This window comes from Pseudomonas sp. ESBL9, assembly GCF_036668715.1.
Taxonomy (GTDB): domain Bacteria; phylum Pseudomonadota; class Gammaproteobacteria; order Pseudomonadales; family Pseudomonadaceae; genus Aquipseudomonas; species Aquipseudomonas lundensis.
The window spans coordinates 117,688-135,497 of the sequence record NZ_JAZEVV010000007.1; the positions used below are offsets into that span (position 1 = coordinate 117,688).

20 protein-coding genes are annotated in these 17,810 nt (G+C 58.2%); 7 read left to right on the forward strand and 13 right to left on the reverse strand.

Features of this window, described 5'->3' with window-relative positions:
- Positions 1 to 297: 297 nt before the first annotated feature.
- The 3 genes from V6F78_RS19005 to V6F78_RS19015 all read right to left on the reverse strand — a co-directional run bounded on the left by V6F78_RS19005 (position 298) and on the right by V6F78_RS19015 (position 6,200).
- Positions 298 to 1,428 (reverse strand): hypothetical protein, encoded by a 1,131-nt coding sequence (locus tag V6F78_RS19005; protein ID WP_332728003.1) that lies wholly within the window; start codon positions 1,426 to 1,428, stop codon positions 298 to 300.
- 4 nt (positions 1,429 to 1,432) lie between these two features.
- Positions 1,433 to 2,200 (reverse strand): hypothetical protein, encoded by a 768-nt coding sequence (locus V6F78_RS19010; RefSeq protein WP_332728004.1) that lies wholly within the window; start codon positions 2,198 to 2,200, stop codon positions 1,433 to 1,435.
- A 358-nt stretch (positions 2,201 to 2,558) separates the two neighbouring features.
- Positions 2,559 to 6,200: a toxin VasX gene (locus V6F78_RS19015; RefSeq protein WP_332728005.1), complete on the reverse strand. Its 3,642-nt coding sequence runs from the start codon at positions 6,198 to 6,200 to the stop codon at positions 2,559 to 2,561.
- A gap of 402 nt (positions 6,201 to 6,602) precedes the next feature.
- Between V6F78_RS19015 and V6F78_RS19020 the strand changes: the two genes are divergently transcribed.
- Positions 6,603 to 7,751, forward strand: coding sequence for an AGE family epimerase/isomerase (locus tag V6F78_RS19020; protein WP_332728006.1), 1,149 nt, complete (start codon positions 6,603 to 6,605; stop codon positions 7,749 to 7,751).
- On the opposite strand, the gene V6F78_RS19025 is transcribed toward V6F78_RS19020, so the two are convergent.
- From V6F78_RS19025 to V6F78_RS19050, 6 genes are all read right to left on the reverse strand, one after another.
- A complete protein-coding gene (locus V6F78_RS19025) occupies positions 7,748 to 8,089 on the reverse strand; it encodes a HopJ type III effector protein (RefSeq protein ID WP_047275461.1) in 342 nt (113 codons plus the stop codon). The two genes, V6F78_RS19020 and V6F78_RS19025, sit on opposite strands and share 4 nt — an antisense overlap.
- On the reverse strand, positions 8,082 to 8,378 hold the full coding sequence (locus V6F78_RS19030) for a DUF1244 domain-containing protein (RefSeq protein WP_047273395.1): 297 nt from the start codon (positions 8,376 to 8,378) through the stop codon (positions 8,082 to 8,084). The genes V6F78_RS19025 and V6F78_RS19030 overlap by 8 nt, the downstream gene beginning before the upstream one ends.
- 30 nt (positions 8,379 to 8,408) lie before the next feature.
- The gene (folX, locus tag V6F78_RS19035; protein WP_047273396.1) at positions 8,409 to 8,780 is read right to left on the reverse strand and encodes a dihydroneopterin triphosphate 2'-epimerase; all 372 of its coding nucleotides are present in this window, start codon (positions 8,778 to 8,780) and stop codon (positions 8,409 to 8,411) included.
- Positions 8,780 to 9,340, reverse strand: coding sequence for a GTP cyclohydrolase I FolE (gene folE, locus V6F78_RS19040; RefSeq protein WP_047292315.1), 561 nt, complete (start codon positions 9,338 to 9,340; stop codon positions 8,780 to 8,782). Before folE ends, folX begins: the two co-directional genes overlap by 1 nt.
- Positions 9,341 to 9,363: 23 nt before the next feature.
- Positions 9,364 to 10,074, reverse strand: coding sequence for a dihydromonapterin reductase (gene folM / locus V6F78_RS19045; RefSeq protein WP_070414302.1), 711 nt, complete (start codon positions 10,072 to 10,074; stop codon positions 9,364 to 9,366).
- A gap of 114 nt (positions 10,075 to 10,188) precedes the next feature.
- Complete coding sequence (locus V6F78_RS19050) at positions 10,189 to 10,758, reverse strand: antibiotic biosynthesis monooxygenase (RefSeq protein WP_094990535.1); 570 nt, start codon at positions 10,756 to 10,758, stop codon at positions 10,189 to 10,191.
- Positions 10,759 to 10,935: 177 nt separating this feature from the next.
- On the opposite strand from V6F78_RS19050, the gene V6F78_RS19055 reads away from it, so the two are divergent.
- Entirely contained in the window at positions 10,936 to 11,877 is a 942-nt protein-coding gene (locus V6F78_RS19055) for a MerR family transcriptional regulator (RefSeq protein WP_047292320.1), read from the forward strand.
- Positions 11,878 to 11,879: 2 nt separating this feature from the next.
- On the opposite strand, the gene V6F78_RS19060 is transcribed toward V6F78_RS19055, so the two are convergent.
- Complete coding sequence (locus V6F78_RS19060; protein WP_047292322.1) at positions 11,880 to 12,485, reverse strand: hypothetical protein; 606 nt, start codon at positions 12,483 to 12,485, stop codon at positions 11,880 to 11,882.
- A gap of 59 nt (positions 12,486 to 12,544) precedes the next feature.
- The gene (locus V6F78_RS19065) at positions 12,545 to 13,012 is read right to left on the reverse strand and encodes a PAS domain-containing protein (protein ID WP_047292324.1); all 468 of its coding nucleotides are present in this window, start codon (positions 13,010 to 13,012) and stop codon (positions 12,545 to 12,547) included.
- Between the two features lie 160 nt (positions 13,013 to 13,172).
- Between V6F78_RS19065 and V6F78_RS19070 the strand changes: the two genes are divergently transcribed.
- A complete protein-coding gene (locus V6F78_RS19070) occupies positions 13,173 to 13,628 on the forward strand; it encodes a flavodoxin (RefSeq protein ID WP_047275468.1) in 456 nt (151 codons plus the stop codon).
- On the opposite strand, the gene V6F78_RS19075 is transcribed toward V6F78_RS19070, so the two are convergent.
- Positions 13,609 to 14,505 (reverse strand): LysR family transcriptional regulator, encoded by an 897-nt coding sequence (locus V6F78_RS19075; RefSeq protein WP_047273404.1) that lies wholly within the window; start codon positions 14,503 to 14,505, stop codon positions 13,609 to 13,611. The genes V6F78_RS19070 and V6F78_RS19075 overlap by 20 nt on opposite strands.
- 99 nt (positions 14,506 to 14,604) lie before the next feature.
- Here V6F78_RS19075 and V6F78_RS19080 point away from each other — a divergent pair, with 99 nt between their 5' ends.
- The 4 genes from V6F78_RS19080 (at position 14,605) to V6F78_RS19095 (ending at position 16,991) form a co-directional block, all read left to right on the forward strand.
- Positions 14,605 to 14,991, forward strand: coding sequence for a CidA/LrgA family protein (locus V6F78_RS19080; protein ID WP_047275470.1), 387 nt, complete (start codon positions 14,605 to 14,607; stop codon positions 14,989 to 14,991).
- On the forward strand, positions 14,981 to 15,667 hold the full coding sequence (locus V6F78_RS19085) for an LrgB family protein (protein ID WP_047273406.1): 687 nt from the start codon (positions 14,981 to 14,983) through the stop codon (positions 15,665 to 15,667). The genes V6F78_RS19080 and V6F78_RS19085 overlap by 11 nt, the downstream gene beginning before the upstream one ends.
- 488 nt (positions 15,668 to 16,155) lie before the next feature.
- The gene (locus V6F78_RS19090; RefSeq protein ID WP_094990532.1) at positions 16,156 to 16,527 is read left to right on the forward strand and encodes a hypothetical protein; all 372 of its coding nucleotides are present in this window, start codon (positions 16,156 to 16,158) and stop codon (positions 16,525 to 16,527) included.
- Between the two features lie 104 nt (positions 16,528 to 16,631).
- Positions 16,632 to 16,991, forward strand: a complete 360-nt coding sequence (locus V6F78_RS19095) for a hypothetical protein (RefSeq protein ID WP_332728007.1) — start codon at positions 16,632 to 16,634, stop codon at positions 16,989 to 16,991.
- A gap of 12 nt (positions 16,992 to 17,003) precedes the next feature.
- Here the strand turns inward: V6F78_RS19095 and V6F78_RS19100 are convergent, their stop codons facing one another.
- Positions 17,004 to 17,798: an IclR family transcriptional regulator gene (locus V6F78_RS19100; protein WP_169839941.1), complete on the reverse strand. Its 795-nt coding sequence runs from the start codon at positions 17,796 to 17,798 to the stop codon at positions 17,004 to 17,006.
- Between the last annotated feature and the right edge of the window lie 12 nt (positions 17,799 to 17,810).

Genomic DNA, 17,810 nt, shown 5'->3' on the forward strand with positions numbered 1-17,810 from the left:
TTCAGGACTGCCAAAAATCCGCTAATCACCGGGAAACCAAAAGCGACGATACAGGCGCACGTAAATGGAGCTCCCAACCATGTTTGATACGAGAACACGTTGGGGTTACCGCCCCCAAAGTCTAAATACACATCGTTGATGTCACTGATATACGGGCAGTACGGATGGGCATCTGTAGGAAGAGGTAACGGTGCCAGGTATGTCTTGCGACCCGTCAGGAAAGGTTCGATATCACCTGCTCGTGGCGGAGTGGGTGTAGGCGAGTCTTTTTTCGCTATGTGTTTTTTGGCCATGTCCCTATTCCTTTCCACCCGACGCTGGCCGCTCGGCGCGATAGACCGCAGCGAAAATCTCGGTGATGTCATGCCGCGGGTATTGCTTTCTCAGGGTGCGCACCTTGGCGCTGAGCCGCACCAAGGTGTTGCTGGGCTTGGCCCGTTGCTCCACTGGCACGGGTTGCGACCAGTCGATCATGACCTGAGGCAGAGCGCGGCGGCCGGTTTTGTCGATGCGCTTGATTTCCCACTCGACCAGGCGATTGGGCAGGGTCCAGAAGGTCATGACGTGGTAGACGTACCAGAAAAATGCGTACACCCAGCCCACCTCTTTCTCACGCAAACGCCGGTGCAGGCCGGCCCGGGCATTGCGGAAAGTATGCAGCCCTTCATGGGGCGGATCGTTTGGGCCTTGCAACCCCTGCGGGTCCTGAATGGCATTGAAGTCATCCAGTTCGTATGCCATATAAGCGCGCACGGCTTCCCAATGGGCGATGCCCAGTTGCGATCCCGCACACTGGAATTCCATGCATAACCATTCGCCCTTATGTTCAAACCCCATGCCCATGCCGTACTGGCGGGTGGCGCCGTATTGCGTGGCACTGTGCGACTGAATCACCCACGCGCAGAGTGATTCCCAAGGCACAAACAACGGCTCCGTTTCCCCTTCGGGCGTAAAACAGACTTCGCGCCGTTGCCGGTTGAAGCGTGTGGGGATGATTTCGGTGAAGAGCTTGTGGGCCTTGAGCCAGACGAAAAGGCACGTGGCACTTGTGAAAAGCCACATCATTACGGCAATGGGCCAGCTAAAGTAGAAAACGTCCTCTATCACTTCCCTGATCAAATCGGGAGAAAAGTCGTTCAGGACTGCCAAAAATCCGCTAATCATCGGGAAACCAAAAGCGATAATACAGGCACACGTAAATGGTGCTCCCAACGACATCTGGTACGAGAACACTTGCGGGTTACCGCCGCCAAAGTCTAAATACACATCGTTGATGTCACTGATATACGGGCAGTACGGATGGGCATCAGTAGGAAGAGGTAACGGTGCCAGGTATGTCTTGCGACCCGTCAGGAAAGGTTCGATATCACCTGCTCGTGGCGGAGTGGGTGTAGGCGAGTCTTTTTTCGCGATGTTTTTTTGGGCCATGTCCCTATTCCTTTCCACCCGACGCTGGCCGCTCGGCCCGATACACGTGCGCGAAAATCTCGGTGATGTCATGCCGCGGGTATTGCTTTATCAAGGTGCGCACCTTGGCGCTGAGCCGCACCAAGGTGTTGCTGGGCTTGGCCCGTTGCTCCACTGGCACGGGTTGCGACCAGTCGATCATGGCCTGAGGCAGGGCGCGGCGGCCGGTTTTGTCGATGCGCTTGATTTCCCATTCGACCAGGCGATTGGGCAGGGTCCAGAAGGTCATGACGTGGTAGACGTACCAGAAAAATGCGTACACCCAGCCCACCTCTTTCTCACGCAAACGCCGGTGCAGGCCGGCCCGGGCATTGCGGAAGGTGTGCAGCCCTTCATGGGGCGGATCGTTTGGGCCTTGCAGCCCCAGCGGGTCCTGAATGGCATTGAAGTCATCCAGTTCGTATGCCATATAAGCGCGCACGGCCTCCCAATGGGCGATGCCCAGTTGCGACCCGGCACACTGGATTTCCTGACAGATCCATTCCCCCTCATGTTCAAAGCCCATGCCCATGCCGTACTGGCGGTTGACGCCGTATTGCGTGGCGCTGTGCGACTGAATCACCCACGCGCAGAGTGATTCCCAAGGCACAAACAACGGCTCGGTAGCTCCGTCGGGCATGAAACAGACTTCGCGCCGTTGCCGGTTGAAGCGGGTGGGGATGATTTCGGTGAAGAGCTTGTGGGCCTTGAGCCAGACGATAAGGCAGATGGCGGTTGAGAAAAGCCAACTCATTATGGCTATGGGCCAGCTAGTGAAGAAAACGTCCTCTATCAGTTCCCTGACCAGCTCGGGAGAAAAGTCGAGTAGTGCTGCTACAAAGCCGCTAATCATCGGGAAACCAAAAGCGACGAAACAGGAGCTCGAAAACGGCGCTCCTAGCCACAACTGATACGAGAACACATTGGGTTTACCGCCCCCAAAGTCTAAATACACATCGTTGATGTCGCTGATATACGGGCAGTACGGATGGGCATCCGTAGGAAGAGGTAATGGTGCCAGGTATGTCTTGCGACCCGTCAGGAAAGGTTCGATATCACCTGCCCGGCGTAACGCTTCAGGCACAGAGCTCAAATGCGGTTTTTTTGGGGATTTACGCATCAGGAATTTCCTTTAATGCCAGAACGTCGACAGCTAACAAGGTCAGCGCAGGGGAGGGTAACGGATGGGCGGCTGAGGGATAGTGGCCTTCCTCAAAGGGGTTAAAGTGGATAAAGTGCGAGCGCACGACCGGTTGGCCCTGTTCATCCAAAGACTTCAGCTGAAGTTCAAGTAACAGCTCTTCATGCAACTTGTCGTTAATGCGTTCAGGAGGATTCGGATAGCTCAGGTTTAACCTTAGCCCCGGCGTATTCTGTGCGCCGGTTTCCACACGAAACAGCCCGGCCTGTACCGGTTCACTGAGTTCTTGCGCGTACTTTTTGGGGCGTCTGCCCCCGTCCAATACCGTGATAAAACGCCGGGCCCCGACCTTTAACCCATGATGAGGCTGCCCACCTAACGGCGCTTCAAAGTCTTGCAGGCTTAAACCCGGCAGATTGATGGTGATCTCCCCGACGTGAGTGGCCGGGAACCAGCCTGCCGAATACGAGCGTTCCGGGCGGCGCTCGACCTGAACAAAGGGCGCTTGCAGCAACGCTTGAAGGTGACTTTGAAAGCCGGCGAGGCTGAGGTTTTTTCGTTTGTCTGTTTCCAGCCCCCACGGTGTGCTTTGTAGCCACTGGTCGTGAGCGCTGGTGTTGTAGCGGTTGAACAGCCAGGTCCCGGCCAGCTCAAGCAGGGTGAATAGTCCTCCTACAAGACTGAAGCGGTAAAACACATGAGAAAGGCGAGCTCCGGATGTTATCCAAGCGGCCGCTCGGGCTGGGCCTTTAGTTGCCCTAGATGCGTCGAGTATCGAGCCAACACTGTTAAAGAGACCATATGCATTAGTGGCGCCTAATCCGCTGGCGCTGATTAGCTGTATCACGGCACCGTTTTGAGCGTCTCGGTTACCGCTTCGTACGGCTTCTACCCAATTGCCTTGGTAAGTCCTGTAACTAATTACTGCTGAGATAAGGCCAAAAATATACGTCCAAGTGCCCAAACCAGCATGAAACTTTCCCAAATTTACTTGTAAGTGACTTGCAGAGGTCATTCTTAAACCGGCTTTCAAGTTTTCAATTTGAGCTTTCAGTGCGGTATCAAAAATCCCTTGAGCAGCAGCAAAGCCACTTGCACCGGTCGCTGCCAGAGAGCTTATAAGTGGCATAAACTTACGATCTTTCCGAGCAACACCCATTGCCTCTTTAGTCACCTGAAGAAAGTTCACCAACTGCGTGAAAAACAACAACAGCGCCGCCCCGTCCCCCAGCACATTCATCACCGGCGCACGGCGAATGCCTTCTTTAAAGTTGCTCATTAAACTTGCGACTTGGCGATGGCCTTCCGGGGCGAAAATGACGGTCATGCCTGCACGCCCGGGTGCCGAGCCGAAGAGCCTGACATGTTCGTCGGGCAGTTCCGGGATGGGGCTGATGCTGGCGGCCAGTCGGGCCTCTCCTTGGGTCAGTTGCCCGCGCAGGGTGTTGATTTCGTGCAGTAGCTGTTGGGATTTGAGCGAGCGATGGCCGTCAACGCGGTTGACCTGCTGACGCTTATGCTTGAGTTTCAACAGCCTTTCGCGCTGGTCCAGCACCTCTTTCAGGGTTTCGCGCAGGCTGTCCCGCTCGGCCGGGGTGGCAAAGTGAAAGGTTGCGCCTTCCGTTTTGGCCGCCTGTAAAATGCGCAGGGTCAATGCCTGGGGCAGGTCGCGAAACAATTGGTCGAGGTCCGGCATGGTGTTGCCTTTGACAATGCCGTCAAAACGGGCAACCAGGGATTCCAGCCCGCGGTTCAGGGCCGGGCTCCAGGCGTGTTGTGCGGCATGGGCCACGTTGCGCGTGCTTTCCGGTAGCTCGTCCAGCGCTGGCAGGCGACCGCGTTCCAGGGTGTCCAGACGCGCCAGTTGCTCGGGCAAGTTGTTGTACACGGCCACGCTGCTGGCAAGTAAAAAGGCGTATTGAACCCACAACGCCGTTTGTTCGCTAATGGGCAGGGTGTAGTACAACCGGAGAACGAATTGCGGGTTGCCTTCGAGGTAGGCCAGCAATTGGTCGCACGCTTCATCGCTGCGGCAAATATCTTTCAGGCAGGCGTATTCAAGCGAGAACGCGTGACCCACTTGCCCCGCCTGTTGGGCATCGAAGTACCAGGCGGCGTTGTGAAAGGCGCCGCGGGTTATCAGGGCCACCCGGTCAGCGGTGATGCTGTCCAGCACACGGTTCCAGCGCTCAAGCCCGTCACGATGTGCCTGCAGCTCGCGATCCATGGCGGGGCGGTCGATGAGTTCGTTCACGCCCCGCTGGCCGAACCGTGCGCCAAACAGGATGTCTTGGGTATCACGGCTGCGTTGTTTACCCAGGGTTATCAACGCGTCGAAATGGGCCTCGACAAACGCAGCAGGTGCTACGCGAAAATGCGCTCGCGTGTAATAACAGCGATCGATATCTTCAACGGCTCGGACCGCGAGCAATTGTAGGTCTGGCACATACGCTTGATACAGCGCTGCCTCCATCTCAGCCTCACGCCTCAGGGCTTCAAGGTCTGTTGGAGTCGATGTTTTGGGGGACGGCGTCATCAGTCCGCCACGATTGAGGTACTCGTGCAGCGCTTTGCCCGTCACCGCGCGCTCAGGCTCAGGCAGTTTTTTGAAATCCTCCAGCAGTGCCTGGATGGCCGGGTCATCGAGGGTGGCCGCGAATGTTTGCCAGTCCGACTCGGCCAACCAGGTGAGGGACTCGATGTAACACCCCAATAGGTAATTCCGCTCGTTGTGACCCTTTTGCGCGCCACCGTTGGCCCAGTCAGTGACCCAGCCTACGACTTCATCCTGATAATTGGCCAAGTCACGTAAAACGCCCAGGGTGTCATCCAGTACTAAATAGAGAATGTCATGGTGGTACTCCGGCGCCACGCTGCTGGCCAGGGTGCCCATGGATACCTGTTGGAAGCGTCGGGGCTGTTCCCACAGATAAGGCTGGCGCTCGTGTTCAGGGGTTGCGGCCAACTGGCGCTGGCGTTCGGCAAAAGCCGCGTGTTCGGCCAGCGTCGCGGTCTGGTCAAGGTGCTGCTGGTGATAGTCCACATATTCAGTGGCCACTTCGGCCAGCCATTGCTCGGCCATTTGCGGGGTCAGCAAGTGCGTACCGCCTGTTTGGCAGTTCGTCAGGCCGGGATGCACCGCTTGCATAAAATGAGTGCGTTCTTCGGCCGAGTTGAGTACTTGCTGGCATTTTCTGGCTGTCCACTGCGTCTCGGCATACGTGACATACAAGGTGCTGTGCCTGGACACAATTAAATGAGGCGGGCCGATTGACGTCTGCCGCTCGTCTTCTGTGACGGTTGTGCTTTTTAGCAGCAACTGCGTGAGCAGGCCGTCAAGCAACCGGTATTCGGATAATTCGCCTGTGGCACTGTCGATCACATACAGCCAGCCGTCACGGGGCAAACGTATCCCGAGCGGGCGGCTGCTCAGGCGGTACGGCATGGACAGGGCAGTGGCCGGGTCCAGCGCCGGGTTGTCTACCAAACCGTAGCGCAGTGGCACCAGTTGCAGGGTGGGCTTGCTAAGCGGACATACGCCGAGCGCGACCTTGGCGTCCAGTCGGCTTCGGTTGATGTTGTTGGGGTTTCGGCGAGGGATGCTATTGGCCATGTCTGAGGCTCCCGCAGGTGTGACGCCCGCGACGGTTAAAAGTCAGCCTCACTCAAGACTTATGCCAGCCTCCCCGCCGCCCTTGTAAACCGGCACTTTGCGCCGCAAGCCCGGTGGATCCCGGTGTTGTATGTCCGTGAATGTGCGCAAGTTGTTGCGCAATGCTGCGCAAGTTGTTGCCCGATATGCCAGAAGGCGTTGTTTGCGCGGGCTGTAGCCTTGAGGTCGGGGCTTATCCGAAAGTCGCTGCGCAGCTTTCTGCGCAAATTGGCCTGTTTTGCCAAAACAGCGCTGGCACGCCGTTTTCTGTCCCTGCGCCGAGCGGTAAACACCCTCATCGGTGTCAGCGAACTTTGGGTGTATCATGTCGCGCAAACGCCCCAGCCGTGACGAATCCTGCCGATGCCCGATGTAACCAGCCCTGTTTTTCCTTCCGAACTGATTGCCCGGTTTGCGGCCGTGCAGCAGCATTTTCGTCAGGTCATCGTGCCGTTGTGGCAAGGCCCCGGCTGGAATGCCGAACTGGCGTTGCCCTATGAAGCGTTGAGCGCCGCCCATCAACCCCTGGCGCCTCAGCGTTACCGCGCCATGGCCTGCGCCCGCCAGTTGTATGTGTTCGCCAGCCTGATCGGTGACCCGGCCTTCCCGGGCGCGGCCGAGCGGGCAGCGGCGCTGTTTCGCTCGTTGCAGCAGCACTTTCATGACGCCGAGCACGGGGGCTGGTTCTACAGCATCGACCCGCACGGCGCGCCGCAGGATCAGCGCAAAGACCTCTACACCCATGCGTTCATCATTTTTGCCTGTGCTCATTACTGGGCCAAGGTGCGTGAGCCGCTGGTTGAATCGGTGCTCAATGCCGCGCTACAGGTCGTGGCCGAGCGGTTCAGCGATGGCGAAGGGTTGTACGAAGCCAGCCTGGACCGGGACTGGTCCTCGCTGGGCAGCGGGCCACTGCAAAATCCGTTGATGCACCTGGCCGAGGGGTTTCTGGCCACGCTCTCGGTGCGTGACGATGCGCCCACCCGCCGTGCATTGCTGGCGCTGGCCGAGGGCATGCAAACACGTTTTATCGCCCCCGAGCACGGTGTGATGCTGGAAAAACCCCGTGGCGCGGCAGACAACTGGTTCGAGCCCGGGCATCAATTCGAATGGTATTTCCTGCTGCACTCGTCGACGTTGCTGCGCACCACGGCGCTGCACGGCTCGCTGGATCGCGCGTTCAGTTATGCCGAACAGGTCGGGGTGGATGCGCAGACAGGCGCGGTGTGCGGCATGTTGGGCAGTGATGGCCAATTGCGAGATGGTACTCAGCGAATCTGGGCACAGGCCGAGTATGTGCGGGCGCTGACATTGCGCAAGAATTGCCTTGAGCGTCTGCCACGCCAGTTGCAGGCGATGCAGCAGCATTTCTTGCACCACGGGGGCTGGTACGAGTGCCTGGATCCGCAAGGGCATGTCAGCCGCGCCGACATGCCGTCAACAACGCCCTATCACCTGGCCACGTGTTACAGCGGCCTGGCGCAGTACTTCGCGTCAGTCGGCCCGATTTAAGCCTTGCGCGTCAGTGGCCGGGCGGTGAATTTCACCCCGGCCAGACCGTGAGCGATCAGCGCGCGAATGTTGCCGTGATCGCTGCCCTCGGGGGTCGCCAGGACTGATCGGTAATGCTCGCCAAACGCCAGCAAAGTCTCCTGATCGCTCAAGCCTTCGAGCAACGCCAGCCCCACTGTTTTGCACGAACCCTCGTTTTGCCCGGCCGCGTTTTCCACGTCGCCGTTGGTGAATGCCTGCGGCTGGTAATCGTAGTGCTCGGCGATGAACGCCAGGGTATCGGCAAAAACGTGTTCGCCGCTGTTCAGGCTGGCGCGCAGGGTGTTCAGGTCAGTCATGCTTTTTTCCTTGGGCAAACGCCGCCGCCTGTTCGGCAGAGGCTTCTTTCTGGTACTGGGCTTTCCACTCGGCGTAGGGCATGCCGTAAACCACTTCACGGGCGTCATCGAGGCTCAGCTCGATCTGGCGCTCATCGGCCGCGGCCTTATACCACTTGGACAGGCAATTGCGGCAAAACCCCGACAGGTTCATCAGGTCAATGTTTTGCACGTCCTTGCGGCTGTCGAGGTGGGCGACGAGGCGGCGAAAGGCGGCGGCTTCGAGTTCAAGGCGTTGCTGGTCAGTCATGTTGGGCTCCGGGCGTAAGGGCAGGGCAGCTTAGCGGCTGGCGGCCAGGGTGATCGATACCGATTCGGCAAAACGCAGGGCGTGCGGTTTGTCGACTTCGACCTCGGCATACAACACCGCCGTATTGGCCATCACCAGATCCAGTAATTCCTGGGTCAGCCGCTCCAGCAGGGCGAAGCGGTTTTCTTCAACGTGGGCAATCACCGCCTTGGTGATGGTGCGGTAGTTGAGCGCGTGATCGATGTCGTTATCGCGCACGGCCTCTTGCGCCGCGTACAGGATGGTGAGGTTGATCAACACATCCTGTTTGTTGCGGATTTCGTCTTCATTGATCCCGATGAAGGTGCGCAGGCACAGGTCTTTGACGCGAATACGGGCCATTCCTGGCTGAAGTTGTGGCATTACGGCTTGCTCCGTCCAATCAGTTGCAAGAACTCCATGCGGGTGCTCGGTTCACGAAACGCGCCTAGCATGACCGACGTGTTCATGGTGGAATTCTGTTTTTCGACGCCGCGCATCATCATGCACATGTGCTTGGCTTCAATGACCACCGCCACGCCCGCTGCCTGGGTGATGCTTTGAATGGCATCGGCGATTTCCCGCGTCAGGTTTTCCTGAATCTGCAGGCGCCTGGCGAACATGTCGACGATGCGGGCGACTTTCGACAGGCCGAGCACCTTGCCGGTCGGGATATACGCCACGTGGGCCTTGCCGATGAAGGGCAGCAAGTGGTGTTCACACAACGAGTACAGCTCGATGTCGGCGACGATCACCATCTCATCGCTGTCAGAGGCGAAAAGGGCACCGTTGACGATTTCCTCAAGGCTCTGGCCATAGCCGTGACACAGGTATTGCATCGCCTTGGCGGCGCGTTTCGGGGTGTCGAGCAAGCCTTCGCGGTCAGGGTTTTCACCGAGACCCACCAGGATCTCGCGGTAATGCTCAGGCAACGATGTGCTCATGAAAATACTTCCTCGCGGACGGCTTATTTAAGATGCCGACCGCCGTTAACGGTCAGGGTGGTGCCGGTGACGTAGGGGTTGTCCAGCAGATAACGCAAGCTTTGGTAGATGACCTGCGGGCCGGGTTCTATGCCCAGCGCAGATTTGGCCAGCGCCTTTGTACGGTATGCCGCGTCGTCGTCCGGGTTGAACATCAACAGCGCCGGTGCGATGCCGTTGACTTTGATGCGTGGCGCCAGTTTAGCCGCGAATGACACGGTCAGGCTGTCGAGACCGGCTTTGGTCGCGCAATAGGCTATGTGCTTGCTGCTGCCCTTGCGCGTGACATCGTCGCTGATATGCACGATGTCCGCCGGATTAGAGCGCTCCAGCAGTTCACTGCAATGCAGGTTGATCAGGTAGGGCGCAAGCATGTGGACGCTGAACATCTGCGTGAAATCACTGGTTTGTGTGTCAGTTTTTTCGGGAAGCCAGGCCGAAGCGTTATGCACGATGGCACGCAGGGTGTCGGTGTGCTGTTTGAGTTGTTCGATAAACCCGAGGATGCCGTGCTCGGTCGAAAAATCCGCCTGAAGTGCCGTCGCCCCCAGATCCCTTAGCGTCTGCACGCCGGGTTTTTCAGTGCGGTAGCTGAAGATGACGTCGTAACCGTCGGCCAGTAATTGCTGCGCGCAGTGCAGGCCAATGCGCTGGCCAGCGCCCGTGATCAAAATGGGGGCAGAGTGAGAAGGCATGGCAGGCTCGGGTCAGAAGAACAGGAGAGTGCAGCGGCGTAATGGCAAAACTATACCAGCGTCCACTGGACCACGGCCATGCCCGGGCGGACTCTCCTGTTTTGAGGGGGCGACTCAGCGGCTCTGCGGTGCGGCGGCGGTGCGCAGGCGTTTCTCAGGCGTGCTGTGCAGCCAGCCCGCCAGCAGGTGGGTCGACAGCGGAATAAACCAATACACCATCAACGGCGTCAGGGCCAATGTGCTGACCAACACGCGAGTCACCAGCCCCAGCTCGCCCAGCCACGGGCTCAGCACAACGTTGAACAGCAGCGATACCGGGAAAAAGGCGAGCCAGATGGCGATCGCTTGCTTCCAGCGGGGCGGACGTTGCCCGGCTGCGCCAAACCAGCCATCGATGCCTTTGACGCGGTGCTCGTGGGGATGGGCAAACAGATCGCTGCCGCGCAGCAACCAGGATTTGCGCGAAACAGAATGTTCCCACGCGTTTAGGGTTGCTTCGTCGACAAAGCGGAAAATGATTTGGAATTCGTCGTCGCCGGGCGGCGGGGCCAGTACGCCCGACCCCAGATAACCGGGGAAGTCCGTGGCCAATTGTTCGCCTTCGTGTAGCCACGCGATCAGTTCCTGATAACGCCCTTGGGCGACACGGCGTGCAACCATCAAGGTGACTGGGGAGGTAGACATTGTGTATCTCCATCAAACGGATGCGGCCCGGGTAGGGCAGGCATTAAGGGCAGCGCCGGGATGGTGGGCTGCAAGGCCATCAAGCAAGGATTGTTCCCAAATCCGGGTCACACGCCATTTTGAACAGCCGTGAATGCGCGTTAGACTCGCTTCTTTACCGTGAACGTGGCCCATTCCATGCCCGTGATTATTGATCGTGCGCCTGCAGTCTTGCCTGCGGCCGAGCCAGACATCGAAGGTCTTTACCCGATCCGCGAGGTCGCCCGCCTGACCGGCATTAACCCGGTCACGCTGCGTGCCTGGGAGCGACGTTATGGCTTGATCGAGCCAAAACGCACCGAAAGTGGGCATCGGCTGTATTCCATGACCGATATTGAGACAGTGCGTCAGGTTCAAGGCTGGATTGAACGGGGCGTTGCTGTCAGCAAAGTGGGTGAGTTGCTGGCCCGTCGGGCCGAGGTTGACCGCCCTGAGTCCACCCCGCAGGCGGATGAATACGCGCAGTGGCAATCACGCATCAGTGAGGCGCTCAGTGCCTTTGATGAGCGCGAGTTAGAGCGACTCTACGGGCAGATTTTTTCCAGCTATCCGCCGCAGATTGTGTTCAACGATGTGTTTATGCCGCTTTGGCAGCTTTTGTTGCGTCAGCAAGACGAGTTTGGTCGTACCAGCGAGTGGCTGCTGCTCGACAGTTTTCTGCGCGGCCGTGTGCTGCAACGTCTGAACATGCAAGGCGCAACCGAGCATGCGCAGTGTGTCGTGCTGGTGGGTTTGCCAGAGCTGTGCCATGAGCTGCAATTACGGGTGACAGGCTTGTTGCTGGCGCGCAGTGACCGGGCGATCCGCGTGTTGGCTGTCGGGCAGCCGCTGAATGAACTGTCGTTGATTTGCGAAAAGGTCAATCCCCAGGCCCTGGTCCTGTTGGGTACACGTGCGCTGAGCCCTTCGCGGATCGAGCGTTTATTGCGTGTGGTACACGGCGTGAGTTGCGCGGTGTGGCTGGCGGGTGAAGCGTGCGAGTTGGCACACGACCATTTGCTGGACTCATCCATCGGTTGTCTGGGGTGTGAACCCGGCGTGATGAGTCAACGACTGGATGCGTATCTCAAAGGCGCCTGAGGCTAGGCATGCAAGGCGGGATGGGCGAGACGATGCTGTTGCAGGATGAACTGGCGCAGGCGTTCTGTTTCACCTGCATCGCGCTGGCTTAAACGGTAAGCGTATTGCCCCAGCTCGGTCTTGCGCTCCAGCGTGCCGCGCACGGCAATGCGCTCATAGCCGGTGGGGCTGAACCATTGGCAAAACTGGCGTGGCGGGCGACTGTCATTGCGCACATCAATCAGCATGCCCTTGAACGACACCTCACTGACCCACAGTTGGCCACTGCGCCCGCGAATATTCTCCAATGCAACCGGTTCAGCGAGCGTGAAACGCCACGGGCGAATCAGCGGCCCCTCTTCAAAAATGCTCGGCGCCCCCAATTGCAAGTGCTGCGCATGGAATTCATCTTCAACCAGACGCAGCGGGAAACTCATTTGCTGATTGGCGATTTGAGCCTGCAGCGTCACTTGCTCATGGGCGGCCAGGCGCGTGAGCAGATCGCGAATTTGTGCAACACCGTTGAGCGTCAGGCTCGACGACGCATCCCGCTGATTGAGCAGCGGGTTTTGATGCATGTTTTGAATGAAATCCAACTCGTCCTGAGTCAGAAGGGCGTCGTGTGACATGGTGAAACTCAGAAGCGGGCCATTAAAAAGTTGTAACTGTTTACAACAGACCATCGATTCTACATTTTGTTGATACCGCTCGTCGCCTTGAGGGTTTGCAGTTCCTGCCGGACCGCCGCTAACTCGGCTTCCAGTTGCGCTACACGCTGCTCAGCTTTTACTTGTTGAGAGACATCCTTCTGCACGCCAATGAAATACGTCAGCTGATCGCTTTCGTTGAAAACCGGGGTGATCGACAGCTCGTTCCAGAAGTGCGTGCCATCTTTGCGGTAATTGCGCAGCCGCTGACGGACCGGCTCGCCACGGGCCATGGCATCGCGGATCACTTGCAGCGCGACCTGGTCCCGATCACCGGCCTGCAAAAACCGGCAATCCTGGTACAAAACCTCGTCACTGCTGTACCCCGTGAGTGTTTCAAAGGCTTTGTTCGCGTAAATCAGGATGGTGTCGTCCCCTTCAAGCTCGGCTACCACAATGCCGTCTTGGGACGCGTCAACCATGCGTTGCAGCAAACGTGCGTTGATCATCAAGCCGCTCTTCTGAAAGTGAGTGAATGGTTTGCGGACAAATGCGCCTGCAGGCCCTATGCATTCTAAGACAAAGGTACGGGCTGTCCACGTGCCATCACCGAAACGTGGCGTCACCTGCTAATATCCCAGCCTTTTAGTCAGTGACAGGATCAGATTGATGAAAGTCGCCATCCTTTGTGGCTCGGTGTATGGCACCGCAGAAGAAGTTGCCCGTCATGCCAAACAATTGCTGACCGATGCCGGGTGCGAGGTTTTGCTCAATCCTCGCGCAACCCTGGCCGATATCCAGGCATTTGCCCCCGAAGCCTTGTTGGCGGTGACCTCGACCACCGGCATGGGCGAGCTGCCGGACAATCTGGCGCCGTTATACAGCACCATCCGTGACCAACTGCCCGCGGCCTGGCGCGGCTTGCCGGGTGGCGTGATCGCGCTCGGTGATGAAAGCTATGGCGATACCTACTGCGGTGGCGGTCAACTGATGAGCGAGTTGTTCGCGGAACTGGGATTGCGTGAAGTGCAGCCGATGTTGCGCCTGGATGCCAGCGAAACCGTGACCCCGGAAAGTGACTGCGAGCCGTGGGTCGAAGCCTTCATCAAAGCACTGACCCAGTAACCGGCCGTTCGCGCAGCAGCTCCAGCCAGGCTTGCGCTGCGCGAGACAAATACGCCCCTTCGCGCCAGATGAACGCAATGTCCCATCGCAGATCTTCAGGCGCGATGAGTTTTAGCCTCACCACGCCGGGGCGAACCAGCCCGCGTGCCACCACACTGGGCAGCAACACCACGCCCTGACCGGCGGCCACCAGCGCCACCAGAAAGTCCGACTGCCCGCTGCGGCCCCCCTCCTTGGGGGTAAAACCCAATTGCTGACAGGCCTGCAGTAACCGATCGTTCAATACAAAACTGCGCTGATACAGCAAGAACGGGGTTTCAGACAGCTGCTCCAGTCGCACGCTGCCGTCTTCAGCCAGCGGATGATCGGCAGGCAACAGCGCGTCCAGTGGCTCATCGCAAAACGGTTGATAGGCAAAGGTCGGGTTTTTCGGCGTCAAACTGCCGCCCAACTCCAGCTCGCCGCTCAACACGGCCTGCTCAACCACCAGGCTGCCGCCTTCGAGCAATTGCACCTGAATATTGGGATACCGACGCCGGTATTCGGCAAACAGGCTGGCGAATAGCGCATCGCTGCCCAACAGCGGCAAGCCCAGGCGCAACTCGCCGCGGGTCAGCTGACTCAAGTCGTCCAGTTCGCTCAACAACTCTTGTTGCAGACGCAACATCCCCTCAGCCCGTTGCAATACCACCGTGCCCGCTGCGGTCAGCCGCACGTGCGAACCGAGGCGGTCAAACAGCGGCGTGCCAAGGTTGTGTTCAAGCTGCGCCACCTGCTTGCTCACTGCCGATTGGCTGATGTGCAAGGTATGGGCAGCCGGTGTGAAGCCTCCGGCGCGCGCAACTTCAACGAATGTGCGCAATTGTTTGAATTCCATTTTTCAAATTCCTGTTTGGAATGGCTGCCAGTCTAACAATTCGTTTTCGGGATGGAAGGGGCGTCTTTACACTGAAAGCCTGTTTGGGATGGACACAAAATGAAACGCTTCGATGTAAAACGCTTGGGCCGTCTAGTCAGCGAAATCGCCGTATTGCTGGCTATTTATTTTCTCGGTTGCCAGATTTCGGTGTGGTTACACCTGCCCATTCCGGGTGGGGTAGTAGGCATGGCGCTGTTGCTGCTGGCGTTTGCGCTGGGTTGGGTCAAACCGGCCGCGCTGCAACTGGGCGCGGGTGTGCTGATGGCTGAAATGCTGCTGTTTTTTATTCCGGCGTTGATGAGCCTGCTCGACTACGGCGCGTTGGTACGGGACGAAGGCTGGCGAATTTTGTTGGTGATCGGGATCAGCACCTTGTTGGTGATGGTCGTCACGGCGTTCACCGTCGAGGCCGTGTGCCGCTGGAGGTTGCGCCATGAAGTTTGAATGGATGCCGATGTTCTGGCTGCTGCTGACCTTGGCGACCTATGGCTTGAGTCGCTGGTTGTATCGGCGCACAGGGCGCTACCTGCTGTCGCCACTGATCCTTGTGCCCGCGTTGCTGCTGGCCGTGGCGGTGCCTCTGCACACGGCGTACGCCGAGTACGCCAGCAACACCCATTGGCTGATGCTCGTGCTGGGGCCGGTCACGGTGGCCTTTGCTGTACCGATCTGGCAACAGCGGCTCTTGCTGGCCAAGCACTGGGTAGCGTTGCTGCTGGGGATGCTGGCGGGGAGTGCGGCGTCCATCGCCAGCTCGTTCTGGCTGGCCAGGGCGCTGGCGCTGGACACCTCGTTGACCCTGTCGCTGGTGCCACGCTCCATCACCACGCCCTTTGCCATGCCACTGGCGCAAGATCTGGGCGGCGTACCTGAGCTGACCGCAGTCTTCGTCATGTTTACCGGCGTATTTGGCGCCTTGCTCGGGGGCATCCTGCTTAAGTGGTTGCCGCTGCACAGCAGTTTGGCGCGCGGTGCGTTGTTCGGGATCGGTGCCCATGGCGCGGGCGTGAGCCGTGCCCGTGAGGTCGGCAGCGAAGAAGGCTCCGTCGCGGGGCTGGTCATGGTGCTGACCGGTATTCTCAATCTCTTTGCGGCACCGCTGTTGGCGATGGTGTTGTAGTCACCACGCTCATTGCCTGCCGGGCACTGCTGCGCCCGCCCCTCAAATCCCGCTCATAAAAAAGGCCGCTGTAAAGACAGCGGCCAAGGAAGACGTTCGATCAAGGAGCTACAAATCAACGTCAAGGTGAACCTGGATTGCCCATGACCTGTAAGGCTTGGGACTGAATTCGGTCGGCAGAATCGTCGCGACTCAATGCCCGTGGGGCTCTGGCAGTGCGCCTGAAACCGGGGGCAAGAATACGGCGTGGGCAGAGCGGGAGTAAGTCTGCTTTCAGACAATCTCTGTTACAACTTCGGCAATAGTGAAATGCCTGATGCGGCTCTCTAGCCCGCATCTCTTGGGACTCTTCGCGACTATCCCGTCAATAACTATGTAGTGCATAGCCCCGTGTCAGATCGCATTTAATAAGCCATCGAAAGGTTTCTGCCTGCTTTCCAATTTCAGCATGAGGCTGAAGGGCGGGTAGTTATAAAAGGAGTTTTACCTTGAACACGATTGATAAAAATACTGCTGACGTCGACTTCACTCTCAAGCCGAGCCCAGAAATCGATGCGCGCGTACGTGAATTTCTGAATGACAGGCTTGAGGCGCACGGTACAGACAGTCAGCAGGTATACATCACCACCGTCAGCAATGCCGCCGAGCCAGTCGTGACGTTTAGCCAGGACCTGAATGCCCTGGGCAATGACACGCTGGAGTGGGGCAACGTCCAGATCCACGACACCGCAGTGACCGGGTGCTTCTCGAAGCATTGGGTCTATGACGACGCTTTTCGCGTGAGCAGCCCGTCTGTCCGTGAAGTGGAAGTGTTTATGCAAGAGCTGTTGGCGCATGCCAAAGAACACTGGAACAGCTGATATTCCCTTTCATAACCCCGCCGTTTGCTGAAACCTGAGGTGTTGGCAGCACATCATGCTGTCAGGAGGAAGGCACTGTGGGAGGTCTTTACAGGAATGACGACGTGAATAACGTTATTGATGACATAAAAGATCCGCAATTGTTGAACGCCTTAAATGATCGCATCCGGACCTTTTTGAACAAGCAGCTTGAAGGGTACGGTCTGGATTGCGGTGAGGTGTACATCAACATCGTGGACGATCCGGTCACGCTTGAACTGGTCTCCAGCGAATCACTGCACGAAGTCGGTTTGGCGTGTTTGATGCAAGACCGTGAGCCCACCTACGTCCAGGGGCTGACTCAGGCTTTCTCCAAGCCCTGGACGTTTGATGAAGCCGATCGCATCCGCAAGCCTTCGTTGTATGACATCGAAAAAATCATGCGCAAACTGCTGGATGAAGCCAAATATCAGTGGAGCAGGTAAGCCCTGCGGGTATCAGCCCTGCTGATAGCCCATACGCCAACTGATGGCCTGGCTGGCAGCCAATACACGGCTGGCAGCTGGGCCTTGTTGATCGGGATGGAACAGCGACGCCGGGCCCACCACCGTCAACACGGCGGCGACCTTGCCGGTCGCATCAAACACCGGCGCCGATAATGCATCGACGCCAGGCATCAACAAACCGTGAACCACGTGCAGGCCGCGTTCACGAATCTTCTCGCACAACTGCTCGTAGGCTTCAGGTGCTTGCAGCGGGTGCAGGTGCTCACTGCTGAGCTCCAGTGCGCGCAACTCTCGGGTTTCGCGGTCGGGCAGGAACGCATTGAACACCAGACCCGTCGACGAGCTTAAAAGCGGCAAGACCGACCCTAATTGCGTCACCACTGTGACGGCGCGCACCGCCGGTTCAATGTGGACGACCGTTGCCCCCTGATTGCCCCATACCGCCAAAAAACAGGTCTCGTTCAAGTCATCGCGCAACTCGGACAAGGGCGCTGCGGCGACCTTCACGACGTCCATGCTGTTCAGCGCGGCCAGACCGACCCGCAAGGCTTCACGCCCCAGACCATAGTGGTTGGTGACGCGATTCTGCTCGGCAAATCCACTGGCAATCAGGGCCTGCAAATAGCGATGCACTTTGCTCGCGGGCATCTGCACGTGCTCAGCCAGACGCGACAGCGAGGTGGAGGGCGACAACTCGGCCAGTGCCTTGAGAATGTCCGTCCCGACTTCAGCGGAACGTACTTTTTGCTTGCCTGTGGTGTCGGCGCTGGGGCTGGGCTTGTCCATGGAATGGCTTAC

Coding starts and splice junctions, on each gene's coding strand:
- V6F78_RS19015 (WP_332728005.1), bottom strand. CDS start 6,200: ATGGCCAATAGCATCCCTCGCCGAAACCCCAACAACATCAACCGAAGC.
- folM (WP_070414302.1), bottom strand. CDS start 10,074: ATGCCTTCTCACTCTGCCCCCATTTTGATCACGGGCGCTGGCCAGCGC.
- V6F78_RS19050 (WP_094990535.1), bottom strand. CDS start 10,758: ATGTCTACCTCCCCAGTCACCTTGATGGTTGCACGCCGTGTCGCCCAA.
- V6F78_RS19025 (WP_047275461.1), bottom strand. CDS start 8,089: ATGACTGACCTGAACACCCTGCGCGCCAGCCTGAACAGCGGCGAACAC.
- V6F78_RS19020 (WP_332728006.1), top strand. CDS start 6,603: ATGCCCGATGTAACCAGCCCTGTTTTTCCTTCCGAACTGATTGCCCGG.
- V6F78_RS19075 (WP_047273404.1), bottom strand. CDS start 14,505: ATGGAATTCAAACAATTGCGCACATTCGTTGAAGTTGCGCGCGCCGGA.
- V6F78_RS19005 (WP_332728003.1), bottom strand. CDS start 1,428: ATGGCCCAAAAAAACATCGCGAAAAAAGACTCGCCTACACCCACTCCG.
- folX (WP_047273396.1), bottom strand. CDS start 8,780: ATGCCACAACTTCAGCCAGGAATGGCCCGTATTCGCGTCAAAGACCTG.
- folE (WP_047292315.1), bottom strand. CDS start 9,340: ATGAGCACATCGTTGCCTGAGCATTACCGCGAGATCCTGGTGGGTCTC.
- V6F78_RS19060 (WP_047292322.1), bottom strand. CDS start 12,485: ATGTCACACGACGCCCTTCTGACTCAGGACGAGTTGGATTTCATTCAA.
- V6F78_RS19100 (WP_169839941.1), bottom strand. CDS start 17,798: ATGGACAAGCCCAGCCCCAGCGCCGACACCACAGGCAAGCAAAAAGTA.
- V6F78_RS19055 (WP_047292320.1), top strand. CDS start 10,936: ATGCCCGTGATTATTGATCGTGCGCCTGCAGTCTTGCCTGCGGCCGAG.
- V6F78_RS19030 (WP_047273395.1), bottom strand. CDS start 8,378: ATGACTGACCAGCAACGCCTTGAACTCGAAGCCGCCGCCTTTCGCCGC.
- V6F78_RS19010 (WP_332728004.1), bottom strand. CDS start 2,200: ATGAGTTGGCTTTTCTCAACCGCCATCTGCCTTATCGTCTGGCTCAAG.
- V6F78_RS19080 (WP_047275470.1), top strand. CDS start 14,605: ATGAAACGCTTCGATGTAAAACGCTTGGGCCGTCTAGTCAGCGAAATC.
- V6F78_RS19065 (WP_047292324.1), bottom strand. CDS start 13,012: ATGATCAACGCACGTTTGCTGCAACGCATGGTTGACGCGTCCCAAGAC.
- V6F78_RS19070 (WP_047275468.1), top strand. CDS start 13,173: ATGAAAGTCGCCATCCTTTGTGGCTCGGTGTATGGCACCGCAGAAGAA.
- V6F78_RS19085 (WP_047273406.1), top strand. CDS start 14,981: ATGAAGTTTGAATGGATGCCGATGTTCTGGCTGCTGCTGACCTTGGCG.